Source organism: Streptomyces sp. NPDC006476 (assembly GCF_040612015.1).
GTDB lineage: Bacteria > Actinomycetota > Actinomycetes > Streptomycetales > Streptomycetaceae > Streptomyces > Streptomyces griseorubiginosus_B.
Window position 1 is genome coordinate 152,549 of record NZ_JBEXPK010000006.1, and the last position, 22,109, is coordinate 174,657.

The 22,109-nt window shown below is 69.6% G+C and carries 22 protein-coding genes; 14 read left to right on the forward strand and 8 right to left on the reverse strand.

Features of this window, described 5'->3' with window-relative positions:
- Positions 1-58: 58 nt before the first annotated feature.
- Positions 59-280 carry a hypothetical protein gene (locus ABZZ74_RS09105; protein WP_356762670.1) on the reverse strand — a complete coding sequence of 74 codons (222 nt, stop codon included), beginning with the start codon at positions 278-280 and terminating at the stop codon, positions 59-61.
- A 205-nt stretch (positions 281-485) separates the two neighbouring features.
- Here ABZZ74_RS09105 and ABZZ74_RS09110 point away from each other — a divergent pair, with 205 nt between their 5' ends.
- From ABZZ74_RS09110 to htpG, 3 genes are all read left to right on the forward strand, one after another.
- A complete protein-coding gene (locus ABZZ74_RS09110) occupies positions 486-704 on the forward strand; it encodes a hypothetical protein (RefSeq protein WP_356762672.1) in 219 nt (72 codons plus the stop codon).
- Positions 705-846: 142 nt separating this feature from the next.
- Positions 847-1,515 (forward strand): hypothetical protein, encoded by a 669-nt coding sequence (locus ABZZ74_RS09115; protein WP_356762674.1) that lies wholly within the window; start codon positions 847-849, stop codon positions 1,513-1,515.
- A 258-nt stretch (positions 1,516-1,773) separates the two neighbouring features.
- Positions 1,774-3,681, forward strand: coding sequence for a molecular chaperone HtpG (gene htpG / locus ABZZ74_RS09120; RefSeq protein ID WP_356762676.1), 1,908 nt, complete (start codon positions 1,774-1,776; stop codon positions 3,679-3,681).
- A 231-nt stretch (positions 3,682-3,912) separates the two neighbouring features.
- On the opposite strand, the gene ABZZ74_RS09125 is transcribed toward htpG, so the two are convergent.
- Positions 3,913-4,575 carry a Tat pathway signal sequence domain protein gene (locus ABZZ74_RS09125; RefSeq protein ID WP_356762678.1) on the reverse strand — a complete coding sequence of 221 codons (663 nt, stop codon included), beginning with the start codon at positions 4,573-4,575 and terminating at the stop codon, positions 3,913-3,915.
- A 300-nt stretch (positions 4,576-4,875) separates the two neighbouring features.
- Between ABZZ74_RS09125 and ABZZ74_RS09130 the strand changes: the two genes are divergently transcribed.
- The 5 genes from ABZZ74_RS09130 (at position 4,876) to ABZZ74_RS09150 (ending at position 10,468) form a co-directional block, all read left to right on the forward strand.
- Positions 4,876-5,619, forward strand: coding sequence for a helix-turn-helix domain-containing protein (locus tag ABZZ74_RS09130; protein ID WP_356762680.1), 744 nt, complete (start codon positions 4,876-4,878; stop codon positions 5,617-5,619).
- A 62-nt stretch (positions 5,620-5,681) separates the two neighbouring features.
- Positions 5,682-6,380 (forward strand): NAD(P)H-binding protein, encoded by a 699-nt coding sequence (locus tag ABZZ74_RS09135; protein ID WP_356762682.1) that lies wholly within the window; start codon positions 5,682-5,684, stop codon positions 6,378-6,380.
- Between the two features lie 235 nt (positions 6,381-6,615).
- Entirely contained in the window at positions 6,616-8,214 is a 1,599-nt protein-coding gene (locus tag ABZZ74_RS09140) for a hypothetical protein (RefSeq protein WP_356762684.1), read from the forward strand.
- 276 nt (positions 8,215-8,490) lie between these two features.
- Positions 8,491-9,549, forward strand: a complete 1,059-nt coding sequence (locus ABZZ74_RS09145) for an NlpC/P60 family protein (RefSeq protein WP_356762686.1) — start codon at positions 8,491-8,493, stop codon at positions 9,547-9,549.
- A gap of 4 nt (positions 9,550-9,553) precedes the next feature.
- Entirely contained in the window at positions 9,554-10,468 is a 915-nt protein-coding gene (locus ABZZ74_RS09150) for a hypothetical protein (protein ID WP_356762688.1), read from the forward strand.
- A gap of 17 nt (positions 10,469-10,485) precedes the next feature.
- Here ABZZ74_RS09150 and ABZZ74_RS09155 read toward each other — a convergent pair whose 3' ends face one another.
- Together ABZZ74_RS09155 and ABZZ74_RS09160 are read right to left on the reverse strand one after the other, a co-directional pair.
- Positions 10,486-11,280, reverse strand: a complete 795-nt coding sequence (locus tag ABZZ74_RS09155; protein ID WP_356762690.1) for a fibronectin type III domain-containing protein — start codon at positions 11,278-11,280, stop codon at positions 10,486-10,488.
- Positions 11,277-11,885, reverse strand: coding sequence for a hypothetical protein (locus ABZZ74_RS09160; protein ID WP_356762692.1), 609 nt, complete (start codon positions 11,883-11,885; stop codon positions 11,277-11,279). The genes ABZZ74_RS09155 and ABZZ74_RS09160 overlap by 4 nt, the downstream gene beginning before the upstream one ends.
- Positions 11,886-12,152: 267 nt before the next feature.
- Between ABZZ74_RS09160 and ABZZ74_RS09165 the strand changes: the two genes are divergently transcribed.
- Together ABZZ74_RS09165 and ABZZ74_RS09170 are read left to right on the forward strand one after the other, a co-directional pair.
- The gene (locus ABZZ74_RS09165) at positions 12,153-13,160 is read left to right on the forward strand and encodes a YihY/virulence factor BrkB family protein (RefSeq protein WP_356762694.1); all 1,008 of its coding nucleotides are present in this window, start codon (positions 12,153-12,155) and stop codon (positions 13,158-13,160) included.
- A gap of 61 nt (positions 13,161-13,221) precedes the next feature.
- Positions 13,222-13,539 carry a hypothetical protein gene (locus ABZZ74_RS09170; RefSeq protein WP_208783661.1) on the forward strand — a complete coding sequence of 106 codons (318 nt, stop codon included), beginning with the start codon at positions 13,222-13,224 and terminating at the stop codon, positions 13,537-13,539.
- Positions 13,540-13,632: 93 nt separating this feature from the next.
- On the opposite strand, the gene ABZZ74_RS09175 is transcribed toward ABZZ74_RS09170, so the two are convergent.
- The gene (locus ABZZ74_RS09175; RefSeq protein WP_356762697.1) at positions 13,633-13,929 is read right to left on the reverse strand and encodes a hypothetical protein; all 297 of its coding nucleotides are present in this window, start codon (positions 13,927-13,929) and stop codon (positions 13,633-13,635) included.
- A 248-nt stretch (positions 13,930-14,177) separates the two neighbouring features.
- Here ABZZ74_RS09175 and ABZZ74_RS09180 point away from each other — a divergent pair, with 248 nt between their 5' ends.
- Positions 14,178-15,746: an MFS transporter gene (locus ABZZ74_RS09180; protein ID WP_356762699.1), complete on the forward strand. Its 1,569-nt coding sequence runs from the start codon at positions 14,178-14,180 to the stop codon at positions 15,744-15,746.
- 113 nt (positions 15,747-15,859) lie between these two features.
- Here the strand turns inward: ABZZ74_RS09180 and ABZZ74_RS09185 are convergent, their stop codons facing one another.
- Positions 15,860-16,687 (reverse strand): NAD(P)H-binding protein, encoded by an 828-nt coding sequence (locus ABZZ74_RS09185; protein WP_356762701.1) that lies wholly within the window; start codon positions 16,685-16,687, stop codon positions 15,860-15,862.
- A gap of 97 nt (positions 16,688-16,784) precedes the next feature.
- On the opposite strand from ABZZ74_RS09185, the gene ABZZ74_RS09190 reads away from it, so the two are divergent.
- Together ABZZ74_RS09190 and ABZZ74_RS09195 are read left to right on the forward strand one after the other, a co-directional pair.
- Positions 16,785-17,168, forward strand: coding sequence for a helix-turn-helix domain-containing protein (locus tag ABZZ74_RS09190; protein WP_356762703.1), 384 nt, complete (start codon positions 16,785-16,787; stop codon positions 17,166-17,168).
- A 285-nt stretch (positions 17,169-17,453) separates the two neighbouring features.
- Positions 17,454-20,804 (forward strand): lectin, encoded by a 3,351-nt coding sequence (locus tag ABZZ74_RS09195; RefSeq protein WP_356762705.1) that lies wholly within the window; start codon positions 17,454-17,456, stop codon positions 20,802-20,804.
- An 81-nt stretch (positions 20,805-20,885) separates the two neighbouring features.
- Here ABZZ74_RS09195 and ABZZ74_RS09200 read toward each other — a convergent pair whose 3' ends face one another.
- Together ABZZ74_RS09200 and ABZZ74_RS09205 are read right to left on the reverse strand one after the other, a co-directional pair.
- Positions 20,886-21,371: an ATP-binding protein gene (locus tag ABZZ74_RS09200; protein WP_356762707.1), complete on the reverse strand. Its 486-nt coding sequence runs from the start codon at positions 21,369-21,371 to the stop codon at positions 20,886-20,888.
- A gap of 92 nt (positions 21,372-21,463) precedes the next feature.
- Positions 21,464-21,610 carry a hypothetical protein gene (locus ABZZ74_RS09205; protein ID WP_165954836.1) on the reverse strand — a complete coding sequence of 49 codons (147 nt, stop codon included), beginning with the start codon at positions 21,608-21,610 and terminating at the stop codon, positions 21,464-21,466.
- 153 nt (positions 21,611-21,763) lie between these two features.
- On the opposite strand from ABZZ74_RS09205, the gene ABZZ74_RS09210 reads away from it, so the two are divergent.
- Positions 21,764-22,054, forward strand: coding sequence for a hypothetical protein (locus ABZZ74_RS09210; protein WP_356762709.1), 291 nt, complete (start codon positions 21,764-21,766; stop codon positions 22,052-22,054).
- Positions 22,055-22,109: the final 55 nt, after the last annotated feature.

A 22,109-nucleotide genomic window follows, 5' to 3' on the forward strand; every position in this document is an offset into this window, starting at 1 on the left:
GCCTGTACACGTCGACGACGATGGTGCCAGGCGGGCCGCGACTGGGCGCATAGGGGTGCTAAAGCTTGGTCATCTTCGCGTACGGGCTCAGAATCCGCATTTGCGACGAGCCGAAGTCCACGAGCGCTGCGATGCCGTCCTCGATGCCGATGACCCGGCCGAGGCCGTACATGTCGTGCGTGACCTGGTCACCCACGGCGAAGTGCTTCGGAGCCGGTACGACCGGGGCTTTGAAGGGGCTGGTGGGCAGATGACGCTTCGGTGACGCGGATTTGGTCATGGTTCAGTATGCGCCACCGCGGGTCCCCCTCGCTGTGGCCATCGGCACAACCATGGCCGACACGAACGGCAGCAGCCGACTGACCTGGGGTTTCGAGACCGAGTGCGACGAAACTGGTCCGCGGATCCGGGATTCGGGCACCCGTGCGCTCTCTCCTGGTCACCTCGATCTTGCGCACGGTCCGCGTCCCCGATACAACCGTCCGGTGACAAGCGAGTCCGCGCCGAAGGCGCGATGGACCAAGGACAGGGCCGGAGCCGCCCTGGCGGCCACGACCGGCTACTTCTTCGCTCTCGGACCGGCCATTGAAACGGCGAAGCGACTGACCCGGGACTACACGTATGAGGCTGCTTTCCTCGCCGGCCTCGCGGTCGCGGTCCTCGCGTACTGGATCGGACTGCGCCTGATGAAGAAGCTCCCCTGACGGCTCCCGACCGCACGGGCCGACAGGCCATTCCGATCAACTTCGGCGGCGCTCCCCGCTGTCGGTGCCCGCCCCGCCGAGGCCCTCTTCGCGGAGCGTGGCGATGCGGCAGGATGCGACACGTGTGGGGGAGGAGAGTGCCGTGGGAATCGGCTACAAGACGTCCTGGCCGGGGGTGCCGGGCGTCGGCAGCGGGGAAGTCGCCGATGCCCTCGGGCTGCACGGGCTGTTGACCATGGACTGGGCCGCGGGAACACAGGCGGCGTACCGGCGGGGTGTCTTCGTGGCCTCTCCGGTGGACGGCTGGACGCCGGCTCACAGCCGGATCGATCTCACCGGCGGCGTCGAGGACGACGGTCCCGCCCTCTTTTCCTGGCTTCGGTCACTTGGTCAGCGCCTGGGCGACTTCCAGTACTTCTGCACCGATCGCATCGGCGAGCGCCACGGCTGGGCGCGAGCCGAGGCCGGCCGCATCGTCCGGGCCTACTGCTATGACGCCTCTCGCGGTGAGGTGCCCCTGCGGCTCGGTGAGCCCACCGACATCGAGCGCCGACTGGGCATCGGACAGGTGGCTGGAGGAGGGCCGGCACAGGTGGGACGAGTCCGACTGGGATGCCTGGCATGCAGCCATGCCGGACGAGAGGCACGTCATGGCCATCGCCCGGCACTGGGGAGTCTGTCCTCTCGACATCCCGGAGCCGCCACCGGTGGGCGACGGCCTCTACGGTTGGCCACCCGGGACCGGGTGACGCGGAAGGCGGCCGGCCGGGACGAGCGGCTCGTGGCAGCACCGGCGTCCCATGCCTCGTAAGGCACAGCCGCGGCCCCGACGCAGCACGTAAGATCTTCCCGGAAGGACACCGAATCGTCGCCGTCGGACGGGTGGGGTCGCCGAACGCCTGGGGCGCGCCGACAGGACGGGCATGCGTGCCCGTGCCGCGCGGTGGAGCAGGAAGGCATCGAAGGGCCGGACGACCCGGGCCGGAGTTCCTGGACCTCAGGCCGGGGGCGCGTCACAGTGGCTCTCGTCCGCATCGGTGACCAGGGACCTGCGAGGGATACGCGAACCATGCCGACCGAAACGTTTGAGTTCCAGGTTGAGGCCCGTCAGCTGCTGCAGCTGATGATTCACTCGGTCTACTCGAACAAGGACGTCTTCCTGAGGGAGTTGGTCTCCAACGCCTCCGACGCGCTGGACAAGCTGCGTCTGGCCGCGCTGCGGGACGACAGCCTCGGGGCGGACACGAGCGACCCGCACATCGAGATCGAGGTCGACCCGGACGCGCGCACGCTCACCGTCCGGGACAACGGCATCGGAATGTCGTACGACGAGGTCGGCCGCCTCATCGGCACCATCGCCAATTCGGGTACGGCCGCCTTCCTGGAGGAGCTCAAGGAGGCACAGGACGCGGCGGGCGCCGAGGGGCTCATCGGGCAGTTCGGCGTCGGCTTCTACTCCGGCTTCATGGTGGCCGACGAGATGACCCTGGTGACCCGGCACGCGGGGGAGAACACTGGTACGCGCTGGTCGTCGCGCGGTGAGGGGACGTACACCCTGGAGACCGTGGAGGACGCGACGCAGGGGACTGCTGTCACTCTCCACCTCAAGCCGGCCGATCCCGAGAACCAGCTGCACGACTACACCTCGGTGTGGAAGATCAAGGAGATCGTCAAGCGGTACTCGGACTTCATCACCTGGCCGATCCGGCTCGTGTCGAGGCCGGCGGACGACGACGGTGCGGACAGGTCCGAGCCCGAGACGCTGAACTCGATGAAGGCGCTGTGGGCCCGTTCGAAGGACGAGGTCTCCGAGGACGAGTACCACGAGCTGTACAAGCACGTCAGCCATGACTGGCGCGACCCCCTGGAGACGATTCGCCTCCAGGCCGAGGGCACCTTCGAGTACCAGGCCCTGCTGTTCCTGCCGGAGCACGCTCCGCACGACCTGTTCACCCGGGACTTCCGGCGCGGTCTGCAGTTGTACGTCAAGCGTGTGCTGATCATGGACGACTGCGAGGCGCTGCTGCCGCCGTACCTCCGTTTCGTCAAGGGGGTCGTCGACGCTCAGGACCTCTCGCTCAACGTCTCCCGCGAGATCCTCCAGCAGGACCGGCACATCCGGATGATCCAGCGCCGGCTGACGAAGAAGGTGCTGTCCTCGGTCAAGGAGATGAAGGCCAACGCTCCCGAGAAGTACGCCACGTTCTGGCGCGAGTTCGGCGCTGTGCTGAAGGAGGGACTGTTCGGCGATCCCGACAATCGCGACGCCCTGCTCGCCGTCGCCTCGTTCGCCAGCACGCACGCCGAGGAGGGGGCGACCACGCTCCAGGAGTACGTGGAGCGGATGAAGGACGGCCAGGACGACATCTACTACCTGACCGGCGAGTCGCGGCAGAGCCTGGAGAACTCCCCGCACATGGAGGCGTTCCGCGCCCGCGGTGTCGAGGTGCTGCTGCTGACCGACCCCGTCGACGAGGTGTGGGTCGACGCCGTCGGGGAGTTCGAGGGCAAGCGGCTGCGGTCCGTCGCCAAGGGGGAGATCGACCTCGACGGACAGGGCGAGGAGCAGGCCGAGAAGGAGCGGGAGAAGCAGGCCGAGGAGTACGCCGGGCTGCTGGGCTGGATGAAGGAGCAACTGGCGGACGACGTGAAGGACGTCCGGCTGTCGGCGCGGCTGACGGTGTCCCCGGCCTGTGTCGTCTCCGACGCCCACGATCTGACCCCCGCGCTGGAGGAGATGTACCGGGCGATGGGCCAGGAGGTGCCGCCGACGAAGCGGATCCTCGAACTCAACCCGACTCATCCGCTCGTGCAGGGGATGAACCAGGCGTTCCAGGGAAGCGAGGACCGGAGCGAACTCGCCGAATCCGCCGACCTGTTGCACGGCCTGGCCGTCCTCGCGGAGGGCGGGCGGCCGAAGGAGCCGGCGCGTTTTGTGAAGCTGGTGGCGGAGCGGCTGGAGCGTTCCCTGCGGTGACGCGGCTGCGTGCCAGGGGCCTGGGACGCGTTGCCGGGCCCCTGGTCGGCACGACGGTGAACACCCTGAAGGCTGCCTCCCCGGGACCGGCCGGGCAGTCATCGGCGCAGGTCGTGCAGGGGGTGGCCGCGCCCCCGGCGGCGCAGACGGTCGACGTGACCGCCGAGGTGGCCCAGCAGGGCGGAGGAGGGGGGCTCGCCGGCCCGGACCGGCGAGCCCCCTCGACCTCGGTCAGTTGGTGTAGATGGCGGGGGAGCCGCTGACGCTGCTGTCGACCAGGGGGGCGTAGGAGGCCGAGAAGTAGCCGTTGGCGTTGCACAGGCCGGACCCGGACACCTTGGTGAACGCCTGGTTGGTGAAGGTCAGGCTGTTGGTGCCGTTGGAGCTCACCGCGGAGAGGCTGGGGGCCTGGTAGACGCAGGTGACGGAGCCCAGCAGGGTGGAGAGGACCACCGTGGTCTGGATGCTGCCGCCCGCGGCCGGGGTCACGGTGACGCTGCCGTCGGAGGCCGCGGAGGTGGTGTAGGGCAGGCCGTTGACGGTGATGCTGCGCACCCCGGTGACGCCGAAGACGTTGCTGGTGCAGCCGGTGAAGGTCTGGGCCGTCGCGGACTCGGTGGCGGTGCCGGGGGCGGCCGGGTTGTCGGTCACGGTGGCGGTGAGCGTCGAGCCGGTGCACGTGATGCCCGTGCTGCCGCCGCTGCTGGTGGCGAGGGAGGCCTTGGTGCCGCCGGCCAGTGAGCCGGTGATGACATCGCCGACGGCGACGGCGTTGCCGCCCGCGCTGCCGTAGGTGAGCACGGCGCTGTCCGCGGAGGCGGCGGTGGTCGGGAGGAACGTCAGGCCCGCGAGGGCGGCGGTGGCGGCTATGGCGACGACGGTGTGTCTGCGCATGGCAGGTCCTCTGGTACTGGGGGGTGGCGAAGAGAGCGGGTCGTCGCCTCCGCCATGGGGATGCGGAGGCGACGACCCGCGCATGACCGCTCCCGGAGGGAGGGAACGGCGGACCGGTGCGGGTGCTGACCCGGCGCAGGAGTGCCGGGGCTCTTGTTGCGGCCTTGCGGGTGCGTGAGACTGACGGCTCCAGCGGTCTGCACCGCAGGTCCGCGTGAGTGGAAAACCTGTGAAGGTTGTAAACCTGACGGGTATTCAACGTCAAGGTGGTGCACGGAAGTTCGCGAGGAAGGACGTGGCATGGCAGAAGCGCCGTCGGTGCCGCCCACGCTGGTGCTGCCCGGTACCCGTACGGGACGCGACCCCGAGCGCTCGCTGCGGCGGGGGCCGCGTCGTGCCGCGCCCGAGGTGGTCGCCGCCAACCAGCGTGACCGGCTCCTGGACGGCTTCGTCCGCACCGTCGCCCAGGTCGGCTATGCCCGCACCCGGGTCAGCGACATCTGTACGGCGGCGGGCGTGACCCGGCCGGTCTTCTACGAACTGTTCAAGGGCAAGGAGGACGCCTTCCTGGCCGCCCACCACCACGGCACCTCCCTGGTCTTCTCCGCCATGGAGGAGGCGCACGCCCAGGGCGCGGACTGGCCCAACCGGGTACGCGCCGGGCTCGGCGCCCTGCTCGGAATCCTCGCCGGGGCACCCGCTTTCGCCGCCATGGCCATCGTGGAGATCGACGCGGTCGGCCCCGCCGGCCGGGAGGCGCGCGAGGCGCTCCTGGCCCGCTTCCGGCACTTCTTCGCCGACCTGCCCGAACTCGAACTCCCGGTTCCCACCGAGGAGTTGATCGACATGGTCGTCGGCGGGGTGTACTCCGCGATATACCGGCGGATCGCGGCCGGCCGGACCGCCGAACTGCCCGCCCTGCTGCCCGGCCTGACGTACTCCGTCCTGGCCCCCTTCGTCGGCCCGGAACGCGCCGCCGCCTGCCTCGCCGATCCGCCCCCGACGGCCGGTCCTCGTCCGGCCTGTCTCGCTCCGGAAGCCTGACCGCCGGGACGTCACATTCGCCGCCCCGAACTCCTCTTAGGTGAGAGGAAAGGGGAACGAACGTGAATATCGTCGTATTCGGTGCGAACGGACCGACCGGGCGGCAGGTGACCGAGCAGGCGCTCACCGAAGGGCACACCGTCACCGCGGTCACCAGGCACCCGGCGGACTTCCCGCTGGGCCATCCGTCCGTGCGGGTCCGCGGAGCGGACGTACTCGACCCCGTCGCCGTCGAGCGGGCGGTGGAGGGGCAGGAGGTGGTGATATCGGTGCTCGGGACGCCGTACACCCGTGATCCGGTCAGTGTGTACTCGGACGGCATCACCCACATCACCCAGGCCATGACGAAGCACGGCATCCGGCGCCTGGTCTGCGTGAGCTCGACCGTACTCTTCGACGTGCCCGCACCCGGCGAGACCTTCTTCTTCCGCAAGGTGCTCGAGCCCCTCATCGCGCGCACCGTCGGACGCACGGTGTACGACGACATGCGGCGCATGGAGCGGATCGTGTGCGACAGCGATCGCGCATGGACGGTCCTCCGGCCCGCGGGCCTCTTCGACGCGGAAGCCGTCAGCGACTACCGGGTCGCCACCTCCCGCCTGCCCGGCCGGTTCACCTCGCGTGCGGACCTGGGCGACGCGCTCCTGCGCGAGGCCACCGGTGACCTTCATCCGCGCGCATTCGTCGATGTCCGCACCACGGAAGGCGTTCCCCGCATTCTCGACATGATCCGGAAGGAGGCGTTCGGCGGAAGGAGATGAATACAGGTAGCGGAAGTTTGCTTTCGCAAATTTCGTGATCCTTGCCTCATTGGGCCACTCATGAAATCCCCCGGCAGCACCAGCTCAACCTCCTTACTCACTGATGCAATCAAGCCGCAGTCGAATACCTGCTGATCATTGCGAGCAGGAATTTCGTTGGCAAAGTGCTGTGAGTTGTCCAGCAGGCCGCTGTTAACGTCTCTGGCGCCCGATCCGGAACGCAAGGAGCAGGCTTGTGCCCTCGAAGAACCCGATACCGTCACCGCGTACCGCACGGCGTGAGCACGCCCGGCGTAGAGCCCGGTCGAAGTGGTCGCTCGCCGTCATCGGTGGGCCGGTGATCCTGGCCGTCGTAGCCGGATCGGTGTTCGCGGCGGGTGCCGGCCACCACCAGCAGGCGCAGGCCGGTGGGCAGCCGGCCGCACAACCGGCGCAGGACGCCGCGCCCGATCCGAACTGCACCCTGGTGGTTCCTCGCCACCCGCTCACCGCCCGAGGCCTGGCCACGCCCTACAAGCTCGTCGCCACGGACCCCGGCAAGGGCCCCTGCCACGAGGCCAATCCCGACCAGGCGGCCTTCGTCGAAGCGGCCATCGTGACCAGAAGCGGCAAACTGACCGTCTATGACCCGCTGGTGATCGACAAGGGGACGAAGCCGGCCGCACCCACCGTCCGGCCCACCGTGCCGAAGGGATCCACGGTCGGCGTGTGGTTCGGCTTCAACGGCGACCAGCTCACCCTCAAGTCGAGCGGCGGCAGCCTCGCCCAGGGCAGGTGCGTCAACGGCGTGCCCGGATCCGTCTTCGGCCAGTTCGCCTACTGCAACGCCCCCGCCTTCTTCCGCGCCGCCAACGCCCAGACGGCCAAGAAGCACATCCGGATCCCTGCGCTCGGGACCGCCAGGGACGGGCGGCCCTGTCCGACCACCCGGGACTTCTCGGTCGTGGACCAGGACGGAAGCGACAACGTGGTCACCCACTACCTCGCCGACGCACAGGGCCGCATCGCCCAGAACAACGCCGCGAGCAGGGCGGCCCTGCGCAAGGCCGCGCAGTCGGGCGGCGCGTCGTTCACGGACCTGACCAACGGCAGCGACAACCTCCTGCTGACCCACTTCATCGACCCGGCCCTGGGCTGCACCCCGTTCACCGCGCCCAACCAGTCCAGCGACAGCCAGGCCTCGTCGGCCCTGCCCCTCGACGAGCTGTCCGCCGCGGCCCGTCAGCGGGCCCCGATCGCGCTCGTCCCGGAGAACGACCCCATGACGCTCGTGGACGACCACACCAGCGTCAGCAAGACCGACCGTTATCGCGCCGGCGTCGACATGCCCCCGGTCGGCGCCGGCCACGGCGGCGACGGAAAGGCCTTCTGCAGCACCCTCTTCGGCGACCCCGCCGGAGTCCAGCGGGTCTTCAAGGACAAGGCGCTCTTCGCGAACGCGCCCTCACCCGACCCGGGAACCGCCCCGAACCTCTTCGGATTCCTGGCCTCACGGGCGAACCAGTCCTTCACCAACCTCGGCTGCGACCGGCTCCTCGGCGTCGCGAACCCCGTCGGTCTCACGACGGACGCGGAGGGTCTGGTGACCGACGCCGTGCTCGTGCCGCTCGGCCAGACGCCGCCGTCGAGCAGCGCCGCCGACAGCCCGTCCCCGGCCGCGGCGCCGAGTACTGCGTCACCTTCCGCGAGCCAAGCCCCGGCGACGCCGGTCACGAGCACGCCCACTTCCTCGCCGACGCCCACCGCCAACGATGGCTCATCTTCGCCGAGTTCGACGCTCCCGAGCCCCTCGCTCACTCCGGTGACGCCGTCTTCATCGGTGAACGTTCATTAGTTGTACGGTCGCCGTTCCCGTACAGGGTGATGGGGGTTGTCCCCCAGGAACCGCAGTGCGCGAAGAGCCGTCGATACCGGTCACCTGCCGGTACGGCGGCTCGACGCATTCTCGCCATGGGGAAGGCTGACACGCCGGGGATCCACGAGGTCAGAGTTTCTGGGGAAGGTAATGTGTTCGAGGCTCGAACGGCCCCGCGCAGGAACCGGTTTGGGGATCGCGAGGGGCGTGTCGTCCGTCTGAGCCGCCTGCACGCGACCTCTGAACATGGAGTTGATGAACGTGTCGACCGGCGGCAGACAGCTGCGGAGCCGGGCCGCGTCAGCGGCCCTCGTCTGCGCGATCACCCTGTTACCGAGCCCGAGTTACGCCGCACCGAGTGAACCCGACCCGCAGAACGACAAGTCGATCGAGGACATCCACACCGAACTGAACGGCCTCTACCGCGCGGCGGAGGTGGCCACCGAGGCGTACAACACCGCCGACGAGAAGGCCACCGAGCAGACGAAGCGGCTGAGCTCGCTCCGCAAGGACCTGGCCCGCACGGAGAGCCGGGTCGACGACCTGCACGACCTCGCCGGCGCGGCCGCCCGGACCCAGTACCGCGGAGGAGACCTGGATGCCACGGGCATCCAGCTACTGCTCGGCGACCATCCCGACCAGGCCTTGGACGAGGCGTCCCAGGCCCGCCAGGCCTTGCGGAACCTGGTCAACGTCTCCGAGAGCCAGAAAACCGCCCGAGCCGAGCTGAGTCGGCAGACCGACGCCGCCGCCCGGAAGCTGCGAGAGCTGAAGAGCAGCCGCGCCGACAAGGCCGCCGCGAAACAGAAGATCGAGGAAAAGATCGCCGCGGCCGAGCGGATCGAGGCGGGACTGAAGAAGGAACAGACCCGCAAGCTCGACCAGTTGGAGAAGGAGGAGACGCAGAAGGCCAAGTCCAAGTGGACGGGCCCCGATTCCTCCGGCGGCAGGACCAAGGCGACCGGAGCGGCCGCGAAGGCGGTCGACTTCGCCATGGCGCAGATCGGCAAACCGTACGTGTGGGGCGCCGTCGGCCCGTCCTCGTACGACTGCTCGGGACTCACCTCCACGGCGTGGGCGGCCGCCGGACACCCCATACCCCGTACCTCGCAGGCGCAGTGGCAGGGACTGACCCGGGTCAGCCTGTCATCCGCGCAGCCCGGAGACCTGATCATCTACTTCAGCGACGCCACCCACGTGGCCATGTACATCGGGGGCGGCCAGATCGTCCACGCCCCGCGGCCCGGACGCACGGTCACGACCGCGCCGGCCGCGTCCATGCCCATCCTCGGTGTCGTCCGACCCGGAGCCTGAGCGGATGTCCCACTCACTGACACCCCGTGACCAGGGGAACCTGCCCGTGCTCAGCGCACCGCCGCTGATCCGTCTCGACGCCTACGTGGCCGAGGACGGGTCGACGGTGGTCAACGGTCATCTGCTGGAGATGGCCGGTACGCGACAGCCCAACGAGGCGATCCTCGATGCCATCGCCATGTTCGCCCGCACGCTGGGGGCCCCGGTGGCGGCCACGGTGATCGACCGCACCGTGCAGCAGGTGGCACGGTTGCGGGTGTACCCGGACGGCTCGAGCCGGACCATCGGCGACGAGGAGGATCTGCCGCCGGGGCGCGAGCGTACCGCCGCCGAGGAGGAGGCGTTCCCTCCGCTGGCCCGGGTCGAGCGGATCATCCAGCACGCGCAGCGCGAGGAGATGCACGCGGCGTACGTCCTCGCCAGGGCGCTGCGCGAGCACCTCACGCTGCGCAGGGGCGCGGAGGACGAACTCTCGCTGGAGGCACGGGCGATCGAGGCCTACCTCGCCTATCTGCGGGGCGACTACATGCTCTCCACCGTCCTGGCGCTGACCGTCGCCCGCATCCGTTGCCGCACCGATCTGAACCGGGCGGCGCCCGAGGTGGCCCGCGCGACGGCGGCCTGGCAACGGCTTGAGGACGACCGTCAAGTGGCCACCCGGGGACAGGAGTTGCTGCACATGTGGGAGCGCCTGTCCGCCGAGGGGCTGCTGCAGGAACCGTCCCATCAGGCCATGGCGCAGGCGGTGCGGAGCCGGCTCGAACGAGGCAGCCAGTCCGTTTCGCCCCCTGCCTCGACGCCGGCCCTGACCGCGGGCCGGGGCCCGGTCGCCCCTGAGGACAAGCCCCTCAAGCCCACGCGACGGGGGCTGCGGCGTTTCACCCGCCGGGCCGGCCGGTCCGCGGAGCCCTCGCCCTAGACCACGAGACACGGGACCTATCGGTGGTCGTCCGGGGGCGTGCCGGTCAGGAAGTGCACCACGTTGGAACGCTGTCCGAAGTAGTAGGGCCGCACCCGGTACGACGCCTGTTTCTCGCTGGGCAGGGTGATCAGACCGAAGGAGGTGACGTCGGGGTCCAGCGCGGCGACGGGGAGGAAGCCGTGGCTGCCCCGCGGTCGGTCCTCCAGCAGGTAGCCCTGTTCGTCGTCGGCGTGATCGTGCCAGGTGAACCGGATGCCGTTGGCCTGCATGACGGTGGCCCGCAGATCGGTCGGCGCGGCCGCGTCGGTGCCGGACGTACTGCGGATCGAGGCGGTGGTGACCGGTTGGCCTGGGAGGGTGCGCGGAGTGGCCCAGGAGGGGTCGCGTGTTCGCTCGCGCGCTGTTCGGGCCCCGTCGGGCAGGTCGACCTCGATCGGCCGGGACGCCGGGCCGTAATAGGGGCGGACGCGGTAGTAGAAGGATGTGTGCGGCATGAGATCGGGGTGGTGGTAGCTGTGCCGGCCCGGCGGCAGGTAGCCGAGGATGGTGTAGGGCCCTTTCGGGTCCGTCGCGAACTCGACGACATGCCCGGCGGCGCGGGGTTCCTGGCCCGTCCAGGTCAGTACGACGTCCACGGGCGAGGCCAGCGACCCGGTGAGCTCGGTGCGGGCACGGTCGGAGGCGGGGCGCGCCTTCGTCGCCGTACCGTGCGATGCGGAACTGTCGGCGGTGGGGGAGGAGCAGGCGGTGACACCGGCGGCGACGAGGAGCGCCACCGCCAGCGTACGGACCGGGACCAGGCCGTTCATTTCTTCCAGAACTTCACGTCGCTCCACACGACGGTCGCCGGCCCGCTCCCGCTGCCGGTGCGGTAGGCGCCGATCTTGTCGTAGAAGCTGCCGCCGGGACTGTCGTCCGTGTGCTTGAGGGAGCCGTTGATGTAGGTCCGGTGCTCCTTGCCGACCTGATGCACGGTGTTGACACGGACGGTGGTGCCGATCGTGGCGACGTTCGCGATCGTGTCGCCGTCGTGTACGTCGTAGAGCCTGCCGCCGCGTTCGACCGCCAGCATGAAGTAGGGGCCGGCGTGTCCGCTGGTGTCGTTGAACGTCTGCTTGAGGCTGATGCGGGTGCCGCTCATGCTCGTGATGCGGAAGTATCCCTCGAACTGGTGGGTGCCGCCGCTGTACGTGGCGTAGCGGCGCTCGGCGCGCTGGTCGCCGCTGCCGCTGGAACAGGTCAGCTTGAAGGTCAGGCCGTCGACCTGGCCGCATCCGCGTTCCTGAACGGTGTAGGAGGGCGATTCGGAGGTCCAGCCCCCGGGCTCGACCTCGGCGTGCGCGGCACCCGGTGCGGCCAGCAGTAATGCGCAGGCGGCCGATAACCCTCCGGCCAGCTGGTACTTGTTCGGCATGGCTCCCACTTCCTCTGCGTCTGGCTCCCTCTCGCTCGAGGCGGAGGGCAAGCCGGAACCCGTTGGTCCGGACCAGAGGCCACGGTACGAGTGGGATCAAGAGCTGTCCATATCCATGACTGAAGTTCTCATGACGGAACGAGTGCGACATGTCCCGGCACTACGACGAGGCAGTTTCCGGAGTGTGACAACGCGGCCGGACGGGGCAGAGGAATGCTGCGGTGTCCGCCGAGGGGCGGGTCCGCCCGCGACGGGGTGGGAGGGCACATGGACGTGCTGGCCCGACTGGACCGATACCAGCGACGCCACCGACGAGCGGGCATGCCGCTCGCGGTCGTGTACAAGTTCTTCGACGACCAGGCCACGTACCTGGCCGCGCTCCTGGCGTACTACGGCTTCGTCTCCCTCTTCCCGCTGCTGCTGTTCCTGGTGGCGATCCTCAGCGCCGCCCTGCACGGCAATCCGCAGCTGCAGCACTCCGTGCTCCACTCGGCCCTCGGTGAGTTCCCGGTGATCGGCGACCAGCTCGGCCACAACATCCACTCCTTCCACGGCAGCGGTGCCGCCGTGGCGGTAGGTGTCACGGGCAGCGTCTACGGCGCCCTCGGCGTCTCCCAAGCCGTCCAGCACGCACTGAACAAGATCTTCGCGGTGCCGCGGCATGCCCGGCCCGATCCGCTGCGCTCGCGCCTGAGGGGCCTGTCCTTCCTCCTGCTGCTCGCGGCCGGACTCGGCGTGACCACGGCGCTGTCGGCCGCGGAATCCGCGACCGGCGCCTTCGGCACGCACCTGGCGATCGGCCTGCGTATCGCCGTCGGAGTGGCGGGCATCGTCGTCGACGCCGCCCTGCTCCTGCTGAGCTTCCGCCTCATGACCCGGCGCCGACTGCCGCTGCGCTCGATGCGCGGCCCGGCTCTGGCAGCGGCATGCGCCTGGCAGGTACTGCAGTGGGGAGGCTCGTACTACATCGGGCATGTGCTGCGGGGTGCCACGGCGACGTACGGCATGTTCGGGATCGTCCTCGGACTGCTCGCCTGGATCTACCTGGCCGCGGTGGTCTACCTGGCCACGGCGGAGGTCGTCGCCGTGCGACACCTGCGGCTGTGGCCGCGCAGCCTGATGACGCCCTTCACCGACCACGTCCACCTCGCGGCCGGTGACCTGCGCGCCTACCGCTTCTACGCGAACGCCGAGTCGTTCAAAGGATTCGAGAAGATCTCCGTCCGTTTCGGTGAACCCCCGCCGCCGCCCGTGGGTGACAAGGGACCGCTCTGACGCCGGCCGGGATCTTGGCGGTGAACCGGGGTAGTCGAGGGGGGACCGAGGGAGGAACGCCATGACGACGTACGTCATCTCGGTGCCGGGCACGTTCACCGGCGCAGCAGGGCAGGAGACGCAGAGCGAGCTCGCCCGGGCCCTGCGGCCGGTGGACCCGCACCAGACTCACATGGGGAACGAGGAAGATCTCGACGCCCTCACCGTCAACGACGACGGCACCTTCACCGTCCGGCTCAGGATCGACGCGGACAGCGCTCCCGAGGCCGAACGGGCGGCCCGAAGCTACGCGGAGTCCGCGCTGAACGCCGTAGGCCTGGACGAGGGCAGCGCCCCGCTGGGGCCGGCAGCCGTCACGGGCATCGACTCCGAGGGCTGAGCGCTGACCGGCTGAGCGCCGGCCGGTCCAGGGCCGTGGGTTCTCGCCGCCGAGAACCATCTCCGAAGGCCCCGGGCCGGTCGAGTCCGGCCGTCATACCCGCCGACGCGCCAGCACCTGCCGCAGTGCGTCGGCCACGGACTGCGGTACGCCCACTCCCTGGACCAGGTTCAGCACATGGTGGGCCACCACCAGCGCGTCGACGCCGAGACGAAGGGCGACGTCGGCCAGGACCTCCCCGGCGTCCTCGATCGGCAGCGGCCCGAGAACGGCCAGCGCGCCTTCCGCCATATGGATGGTGGAGCGCGCGGCGAGAGCGCGCCGGAGCCGTGCCAGCTCCAACTGCTCCAACCCTCCGCCGGCGGCCGGGTCGTGGGGCCGCAACTCCACGAAACGAGGGTGTGGTCTGGACGATCGCATGGCACCGCCTTGTCGGGACTCTGGACAGTCCGATACCCGGCTTCCGCGAGGAAATCGCGAGGGGTGACGCATCTTCACACCGCGGTCATCTTCGTTGCGATCGCAGACGAGGCGCGTGTGACACGCGTGATCAGGGGCAACAGCGGGGTGTGCGGCGCCCTCACTCCCCCCGCCGCATTCGCTGCCGCGAAAAGTACGGCCCGGAAGAAGGTGACAGCGTGGCCGAGGCCCTACCCGACGAAGCGTCCGAAGCGGGTCCGGTGACAAGGCGGAAGGCGGTCGCGGAACTGCCCCGACAGGTCCGCGACGAACTCGCCCGCCGACTGAGGCGGAACAAACGGGCCTTCCGTCCGGACGATGTTCAGGTGGTCGAACCCCCTCTGCTGCGGCGCGCGGTCGGCGCCTCAGCGCTCGGCAACTGCATGGAGTGGTTCGATTTCGGCGTCTACAGCTACCTGGCCGCGACCATCGGCAAGGTCTTCTTCCCCGGCGCGTCCCCGGGAGCCCAAGTCGTCTCCTCGTTCGCCACCTTCGCCGCGGCGTTCGTCGTACGGCCCCTGGGCGGGCTCGTCTTCGGACCGCTCGGTGACCGCCTCGGCCGGCAGAAGGTGCTCGCCACCACCATGATCATGATGGCGGTCGGCACGTTCGCCATCGGCCTCATCCCCAGCTACGCGACGATCGGCATCGCCGCGCCGATCCTGCTGCTCCTGGCCCGCATGGTGCAGGGGTTCTCCACCGGGGGCGAGTACGGCGGCGCGACCACGTTCGTCGCCGAGTACTCGCCCGACCGGCGACGCGGATTCCTCTCCAGCTGGCTCGACTTCGGCACCTTCGTCGGATACGCCCTGGGCTCCGCCCTGGTCACGCTGCTGAACCTTGCGCTGAGCGACGATCAGATGCTCAGCTGGGGCTGGCGCGTGCCGTTCCTGATCGCGGGCCCGCTGGGTGTGATCGGTCTGTACATGCGGTTGAAGCTGGAGGAGTCGCCCGCCTTCCAGCAGCAACTGGACGAGCACGAGAAGGGTCTCGCCCAGGAGTCGGCCGGCAGCGAGTTCAAGGCCATCGTCACGCGGCACTGGCGTCCGCTGCTGATCTGCATGGGTCTGGTGCTGCTGTACAACGTCACCAACTACATGGTGACCGGGTTCCTGCCGACCTATCAGACGGAGACCCTGCACCGGTCCAGCGGTTCGGCCGATCTGCTGGTGCTGATCGGCATGGTGTGGATCGTCCTGCTGATCACCTTCATCGGCCGCTTCAGCGACCGGATCGGACGCCGGCCCGTCTACGGTGTCTCCGCGGCCGCGATGATCGTGCTGGCGGTTCCGTCCTTCCAGCTCATCAAGATGCACGGGACCTGGCCGCCGATCCTCGGCGTGCTGATCCTCTCCACGCTGCTGGCCTGCTTCGCCGCACCGAGCGCCGCCACCTTGCCAGCCCTCTTCCCGACCGCCGTGCGCTACGCGGCCATGGGGATCGGCTTCAACATCGCGGTCGCGGCCTTCGGCGGTACGACCCCGCTGGTGACCGAGGCGCTGGTCAACCTCACCGGCGACGACCTGATGCCCGCGTACTACCTGATGCTGGCGGGCGCGATCGGCCTGGTGACCGTCAAGTACCTGCCCGAGACGGCGCAGGTCCCGCTGAACGGATCCCGGCCCATGGTCGGCTCGCGCGAGGAGCAGCAGGAACTGATCTCCACCTCGAAGGAGTTGTACGGCGTCGCGTCGCGCCGCCCGCGGGCCGAGCGCTCGACGCCGTCCGCTCAGCCGCGTATGCGCTGAACCCGAGAAGGGCCTTGCCGCACCACGGGGGAACGGTGCGGCAAGGCCATGTCCCCCGGTTGCCCGGCACGGCCGAACTCATGCACGTCGGCGGTCGGATCGCCGGCCGCGCGTCACCGGAAGGCCGCGATGTTGCCGGCCGCCCACTGGGCGAAGGTGCGGGGCGGGCGGCCCAGGAGCCGCTCGACGTCCGGGCTGACCCGGCGCAGACCGGCTGAGGGTGCGCCGAGGATGTCGAGGGTGCGTTCCACGACGGGTTCGGGCATGAACCGCACCATCGCCGCCCTGGCCTCCGACCGGCTCTGCTCGACGAAGCTCACCGGCTCGCCCAACGCGTCCCCGATCGCGGCGGCTTGCTCGCGGGGGGAGACCGCCGCCGGTCCGGTCAGTTCGTAGACGCTGCCCGCGTGCGCGGCATCCCGCAACGCGACGGCGGCGACCTCGGCGATGTCGCCCGGGTCGACGGTCGGCAGTGCCACATCCCCGAACGGCGCCGTCACCGTCCGCCGCCCACGCACCGCCTCCGCCCACTGCAGGGTGTTGGAGTGGAAGCTCCCCGGCCGCAGGACGGTCCACTCAAGGCCCGACTGCCGGACGGCGTCCTCCATGTCGGAGGGGAGCTCTCCGGTGCCGACGGCCTGGGAGGACAGCAGGACGATCCGCTGGACGCCACCGTCGCGCACGGCCTCGAGGACGCTGCCGAGGTCGCCGCCGGCCGCCATGAAGTCGCCGGAGGTGAGCAGAAACAGCGTCCCGGCTCCGTCGAGGGCGGGCTTGAGGTTCTGCGGCTCGGTCAGGTCGGCCTGATGATGCCGTACCCCTGCCGGCAGGGGTACGGGCGGGATCCGCCGGGACACCGCCGTCACCTGCTCGCCCGCCGCGGCGAGCGCCCGCACAAGCGGCCGCCCGACATTACCCGTTGCGCCGGTCACCACGATCATGTTCTCTCCCGTTTGCGAGTCCTTGAGGTGCACGGCGACGCTACTATCGCGAGGTCAGTAGGTACCTAGAGGAAAGTATTGGGCCGAGGGGGCGGATGTGACCGAGAGCACAACAGGACAGGACCGGGCCGAGGTCTCGCCGAACAGCGCGTGTCCGATCGCGCCGGTGGTCGACCTGGTCTTCAGCCGGTGGACCACTCCGATCCTGTGGACCCTCAACGAGTACGGCCGGCAGCGGTTCGTGGAGCTCGAACGCCGGATCGCCACCATCACGCCCAAGGTGCTGACCCAGCGGCTGCGTCAACTGGAGCGCGACGGGCTCGTCCTGAGGACCTATCACGCCGAGGTCCCGCCCCGGGTGGAGTACGAGATCTCCGAACTCGGCCGCAGTCTGGCGCCGTTGTTCGCGGCACTCTCCGAATGGTCGCCCAACCTGGACCACGTCGAGCGGGCCCGCCGGGCCTACGACGCCAGGCAATAAGCCCAGGCCGGGGCGTCGTCCGGCTGCTACGCCGACGTATTTGCCAACTCCTGACCCAGAAACTCGTGTTGGCCTCGTTGACATGCCGCAAGCGCAGGCGTTTCACTCGACACTCGTGAATGGCAACGTTGTCAGGCCGGGTGACCGGAATCGTTGCCTGTCGCCGGCGCCGCGTTCTCACGGCGCCGGCGACCGATGTGCGAGCACGAACTGCTGCGGAGGCAACCGATGGTGAGACCCCGACGTTCAGCTGCACCACGCGACCGAAGAAGGCTCCGCCGACGGATGGCGGTTCTCTGCGTCCTGGGCATGGCGGCCCTCCCGCTCACGGCCATGGAGAGCGCCCATGCCGCGGGCACCGCGACGCCGGCCTTCGTGAAGGATCCCGCGTCCCTGGTCAATCCCCTCATCGGCACGTCCGGCGCCGTGGACACCTTCCCCGGCCCGGACATGCCTGCCGGCATGGTGCAGTGGGGCCCCGACACCTCGCCCCACCGCCCCGACGGCGGCGGCTACGAGTACAACGACAGCAAGATCTCCGGCTACAGCCTCACGCACGTCTCCGGCCCCGGCTGCCCCGTCGCCGGCGACCTGCCGATCCTGCCGGTGACCGGCGCCCTGTCGGGCAGCCTGGGCGACACCTCCGTCGGCTTCAGCCACAGCGACGAGCAGGCGGGCATCGGCTACTACCGGGTCACCGACGCGAGCGGTGTCAAGACCGAGCTGACCGATACCACCCGGGCCGGTCTGGGCCGCTTCACCTTCCCGGCCGGTCGGCAGGCGAACCTGCTGTTCAAGCTCAGCGGCGCCGCCACCCAGGTGGACGGAACCCGTGTCCAGGTGGTGAGCGACAAGGAGATCAGCGGCGCGATCGACAGCGGTCACTTCTGCGGCGCCGACAACAGGTACACGCTGCACTTCGACATCAAGTTCGACCGGCCGTTCACCGAGAGCGGCACCTGGGTCGGCAGCACCATCAACCCCGACGCGAAGTCGCTCAAGGCGGGCAAGGTCCGGCAGACCCCGCAGGCGGCCAGGACGGCGCCGCTGAAGGAGAAGCACTTCACCGTCCCGGCGAAGCCCGCCCCCACCCTCCACGGGAGCACCGCCAAGACGTCCGGCACGCCGTCCCCGACGCCCAGCGCCGGCACCGCCCCCCGCTCCTCGGCCACGGCCGACGCCGCCCAGCCCCCCACCACGGGCGCGAACGGCATGTACCTCACCTTCGACACCTCCGCCAACCCCACGGTGAACGCGAAGGTCGGCATCTCGTACACGAGTGACGCCAACGCGGCGTCCAACCTCGCCTCCGAGATCAGGACCTGGAACCTCGACACCGTCGAACAGGCCAACCACACGGCCTGGAACACCGTGCTGAACAAGCTCCAGATCGGCGGCGGCACCTCCGACCAGCAGACGCAGTTCTACACCGCGCTCTACCACGCGCTGTTGCACCCGAACGTCTTCTCGGACGCCAACGGCCAGTACATGGGCATGGACAACCAGGTCCACAAGCTGGCCAAGGGCCAGCAGGCCCAGTACGCCAACTACTCCGGCTGGGACACCTACCGCTCCCAGACCCAGCTGATGGCGATGGTCGAGCCCAAGGTGGCCGGCGACGTCGTCACCTCGATGCTCAACGGCTACGACCAGACGGGTCTGCTGCCCAAGTGGGCCTCGAACAACGGCGAGAGCTATGTGATGGTCGGTGACCCGGCCGCCGGCATCATCACCGACGCGTACGCCTTCGGCGCCACGGACTTCGACACCGGCAAGGCCCTCGCCGCCCTCCAGCACGAGGCCACCGTCCGCAACAACGACCGGCCGGGGGAGTCGGTACGGGACGCGAAGGGCTATCTCCCGCTGGACGAGAACGACTACGGCTGCTGCAACTTCTACGGCCCCGTCTCCACGCAGCTGGAGTACGACTCGGCCGACTACGCGCTGGCCGCGTTCGCCAAGTCCCTGGGCAGGACGGACGTCTACACGAAGTTCGCCACCCGCGCCCAGGACTGGATGAACGTCTTCAACCCGCAGACCGGCTACCTGCAGGCCAAGAACAAGGACGGCCAGTTCGCGGGCGGCTTCACCCCCGGCACCTCCAACGGTTTCGTGGAGGGCACCTCCGCCCAGTACACGCCGATGGTCCCCTTCAACCTCAAGCAGCTCATCCAGGCACGCGGCGGTGACCAGGCGTACTCGTCCTACCTGGACAGCCTGCTCGACGACATCACCAACCCCGGCAACACCGACGCCGACCTCAGCAACGAGCCCAGCGTGGAGATCCCCTGGGAGTACGACTACACGGGCCGGCCGTGGAAGACCCAGGCGGCGGTCCGCCAGGCCCAGCAGGACCTGTACTTCAACGCTCCCGTCGGTTCCTTCGGCAACGACGACCTCGGCGCCATGAGCTCCTGGTACGTCTGGTCCGAGCTCGGCATGTACCCCGAGACCCCGGGCACGGACACGCTGGCGCTCGGCAGCCCGGTCTTCCCGGTGGCCCAGGCGACCCTGGCGGGCGGCAAGACCGTCCGGATCAACGCACCGCAGGCCGCACCGAACGCGCCTTACGTGCAGTCGCTGAACGTCAAGGGCAAGGCATGGAAGAACGCGTGGCTGACGTACGGGCAGTTCAAGGGGGCGGGCAGCCTCGACTTCACGCTCGGCACCCAGCCCAACACCTCCTGGGCGTCGGACCCGTCGGCGGCACCGCCGTCGGACACCACGGGCGGCAACCGGGTGCTCGCCGCGACCGGCCCCTCCAGCGACGGGCTGGTGCTCCAGCCCGGCGCGTCCGGTGACGCCACCCTGGATCTGACCAACCTCGGCAGCCAGGCCGTCACGGTCGACTGGAAGGCCACGGCGCCCACCGGCGTCACCCCGGATCCGGCGTCCGGCTCGCTCACCGTGCCGGCCGCGGGCAGCGCCGAGACGAAGGTCCATGTGACGGCGGGCACGAGCGAGGGGACCTACCCGGTGACCTTCGCGCTGACCGACCACGGCACCGGCGCGACCCTGAGCGGGGCGACCCTTCGCGTGGCGGTCGCCAAGGCCGGCGCGCTGTGGCCGTACAACACCAACGAGGGCGTCTATCCCGACGGAGCCACCTTCTCCGGCGGCTTCGACAACGGCGGCTGGGCGTACTCCCAGAACGCGCTGTCGGCGGCGGGCGTCACGAGCGGCTCGACCCTCACCGTCGACGGCATCTCCTACACCTGGCCGACGGTGACCTCCGGTCAGCTGGACAACCTGGAGATGGCCGGCCAGACCATCCCGATGCCGGCCGGTACGTCGGGTGCCTCGCTGGGTCTGCTGGGCGCGGCGACCAACGCGCCGACCGACGGTGTCTCCGGCACCGTGACCGTCACCTACACGGACGGCACCACGTCGAAGGCGACGGTCGGGTTCTCGGACTGGACGCTCAACGGCGGCTCCAGCAAGCCGATCGCGGGTGACACCACGGCCGTCACCACGGCCTACCGCGACACCGGAAGCGGAGGCCGGGACGGCGTGAAGACCTACGTCTTCGCCACGAAGGTCGCGCTGGATCCGTCGAAGCAGGTGGCGTCGATCACGCTGCCGGTGACGGGCTCGACGGGCACCGACCACCTGTTCGCCTACGGTTTCGGACAGTAGGGGCACCGGCGAGACCCGTCATGCCGAGCCGGTTCCCGGACGCCCGGGAACCGGCTCGGCCAGGCGCGGTTCCAGCGCGTCTCACGGCTCGCGGGTGACGTGCCGCCCAGGGGCGTGGTTCTCCGTGTCGTCAGGGCGCCGGCCCGCATGCCCGTCCGCGGTGTCCGTGGGCGATCGAAAGCAGGCGATGACCGACTTGCCGTGCCGGCAGGGCCGGAACTCCCACTCGTCGGCCAGGGCGTCCACGAGGAACATGCCGCGTCCGCCCAGGCGCTCGGTGCTCGCGGTGCGCGGGGTCGGCGGATCGCTCGAACCGTCATGGACGCTGATGTGCAGACACTGTTCGTCCCAGGTCATGACCAACTGGGCGCTGCTGTGCGCGTGCACGTGCGCGTTGGTGACCAGTTCGGAGACCGTCAGCAGTACGGCGTCCACCGTCTCCGGGGCGGAGGCGGTCCACCCCAGTGTCCTGAGATGATCGCGTGCCCAGTCCCGGGCGGCCTTCACTTCGCTGGACATGGGCAGCGAGCGGGCCCAGCCCACTGCTCGGAGCGAGGAACCTTCCACCGTTGCCCTTCCTCTTTCCTGGGGGTGTGCGCCACTTTCCCGGGGGGTGTGCGCGACGCATGTCCGTGCTGAGGGGATCGCGCCGAACCCGGTCAACGGTGGCCACGAAGCCTGCCCAGCAGGCGCTGCGCCTGGGCCCGGCGCCGCGGATCGGCGGCGGCCCGCCGTGCCTGTTCGGTCACGCGTCGGCCCTGAGGGCTCCTGGCGAACTGTTTGATGCGCTCCATCATGCCGGGCATGACGCTCCTTCCCGCGGGGGTCTTGTCCCTTTCTGTTCTGTCGGCTCGGTTACCCCCGACGGCGCGGCTCAGCCCTGGCACACGAGTCACCCGGCCGGAACCGCCGGCCGAGACACAGGTGCAGGGCGGGTCGGCCGGGGTACTGGGCGCCGCATGGCGATGCACACTGAGTCCTTCACCCCCTGGCCGGTTGCCCGGCAGTTGCGGCGAATGCGGACCCTGTACGCGGCGGGCGTGATGTTGTGGGCGGCTTCGAGTGCCTGGACCGGGTGGGTGTCTCCCGGCAGTCGGCCGATGTGGACGTCCTTGCTGCTGCTGGCGGTCTTCGCCGGACTTCTCGCGACGGCCAGTTGGTGGCTGCGGCGTGTGGAGTCCGCCGAGCCGGCATCCCGCGGCGTCTCGTTCTCAGGGACCGGTCCGCTGCGGGGAACTGACGAGCCGTGATGTGGATGAGATGTTTGTTCGAGCGTGGACGGTGCACACGGAGAGCTGACACAAC

Excerpts from the sequence above, each read along its gene's own strand:
- ABZZ74_RS09160 (WP_356762692.1), bottom strand. The coding sequence starts at position 11,885 with ATGCCGAACAAGTACCAGCTGGCCGGAGGGTTATCGGCCGCCTGCGCA.
- ABZZ74_RS09145 (WP_356762686.1), top strand. The coding sequence starts at position 8,491 with ATGAACGTGTCGACCGGCGGCAGACAGCTGCGGAGCCGGGCCGCGTCA.
- ABZZ74_RS09170 (WP_208783661.1), top strand. The coding sequence starts at position 13,222 with ATGACGACGTACGTCATCTCGGTGCCGGGCACGTTCACCGGCGCAGCA.
- ABZZ74_RS09105 (WP_356762670.1), bottom strand. The coding sequence starts at position 280 with ATGACCAAATCCGCGTCACCGAAGCGTCATCTGCCCACCAGCCCCTTC.
- ABZZ74_RS09125 (WP_356762678.1), bottom strand. The coding sequence starts at position 4,575 with ATGCGCAGACACACCGTCGTCGCCATAGCCGCCACCGCCGCCCTCGCG.
- ABZZ74_RS09205 (WP_165954836.1), bottom strand. The coding sequence starts at position 21,610 with ATGCCCGGCATGATGGAGCGCATCAAACAGTTCGCCAGGAGCCCTCAG.
- ABZZ74_RS09150 (WP_356762688.1), top strand. The coding sequence starts at position 9,554 with ATGTCCCACTCACTGACACCCCGTGACCAGGGGAACCTGCCCGTGCTC.
- htpG (WP_356762676.1), top strand. The coding sequence starts at position 1,774 with ATGCCGACCGAAACGTTTGAGTTCCAGGTTGAGGCCCGTCAGCTGCTG.
- ABZZ74_RS09165 (WP_356762694.1), top strand. The coding sequence starts at position 12,153 with ATGGACGTGCTGGCCCGACTGGACCGATACCAGCGACGCCACCGACGA.
- ABZZ74_RS09195 (WP_356762705.1), top strand. The coding sequence starts at position 17,454 with ATGGCGGTTCTCTGCGTCCTGGGCATGGCGGCCCTCCCGCTCACGGCC.
- ABZZ74_RS09185 (WP_356762701.1), bottom strand. The coding sequence starts at position 16,687 with ATGATCGTGGTGACCGGCGCAACGGGTAATGTCGGGCGGCCGCTTGTG.
- ABZZ74_RS09130 (WP_356762680.1), top strand. The coding sequence starts at position 4,876 with ATGGCAGAAGCGCCGTCGGTGCCGCCCACGCTGGTGCTGCCCGGTACC.
- ABZZ74_RS09210 (WP_356762709.1), top strand. The coding sequence starts at position 21,764 with ATGGCGATGCACACTGAGTCCTTCACCCCCTGGCCGGTTGCCCGGCAG.
- ABZZ74_RS09155 (WP_356762690.1), bottom strand. The coding sequence starts at position 11,280 with ATGAACGGCCTGGTCCCGGTCCGTACGCTGGCGGTGGCGCTCCTCGTC.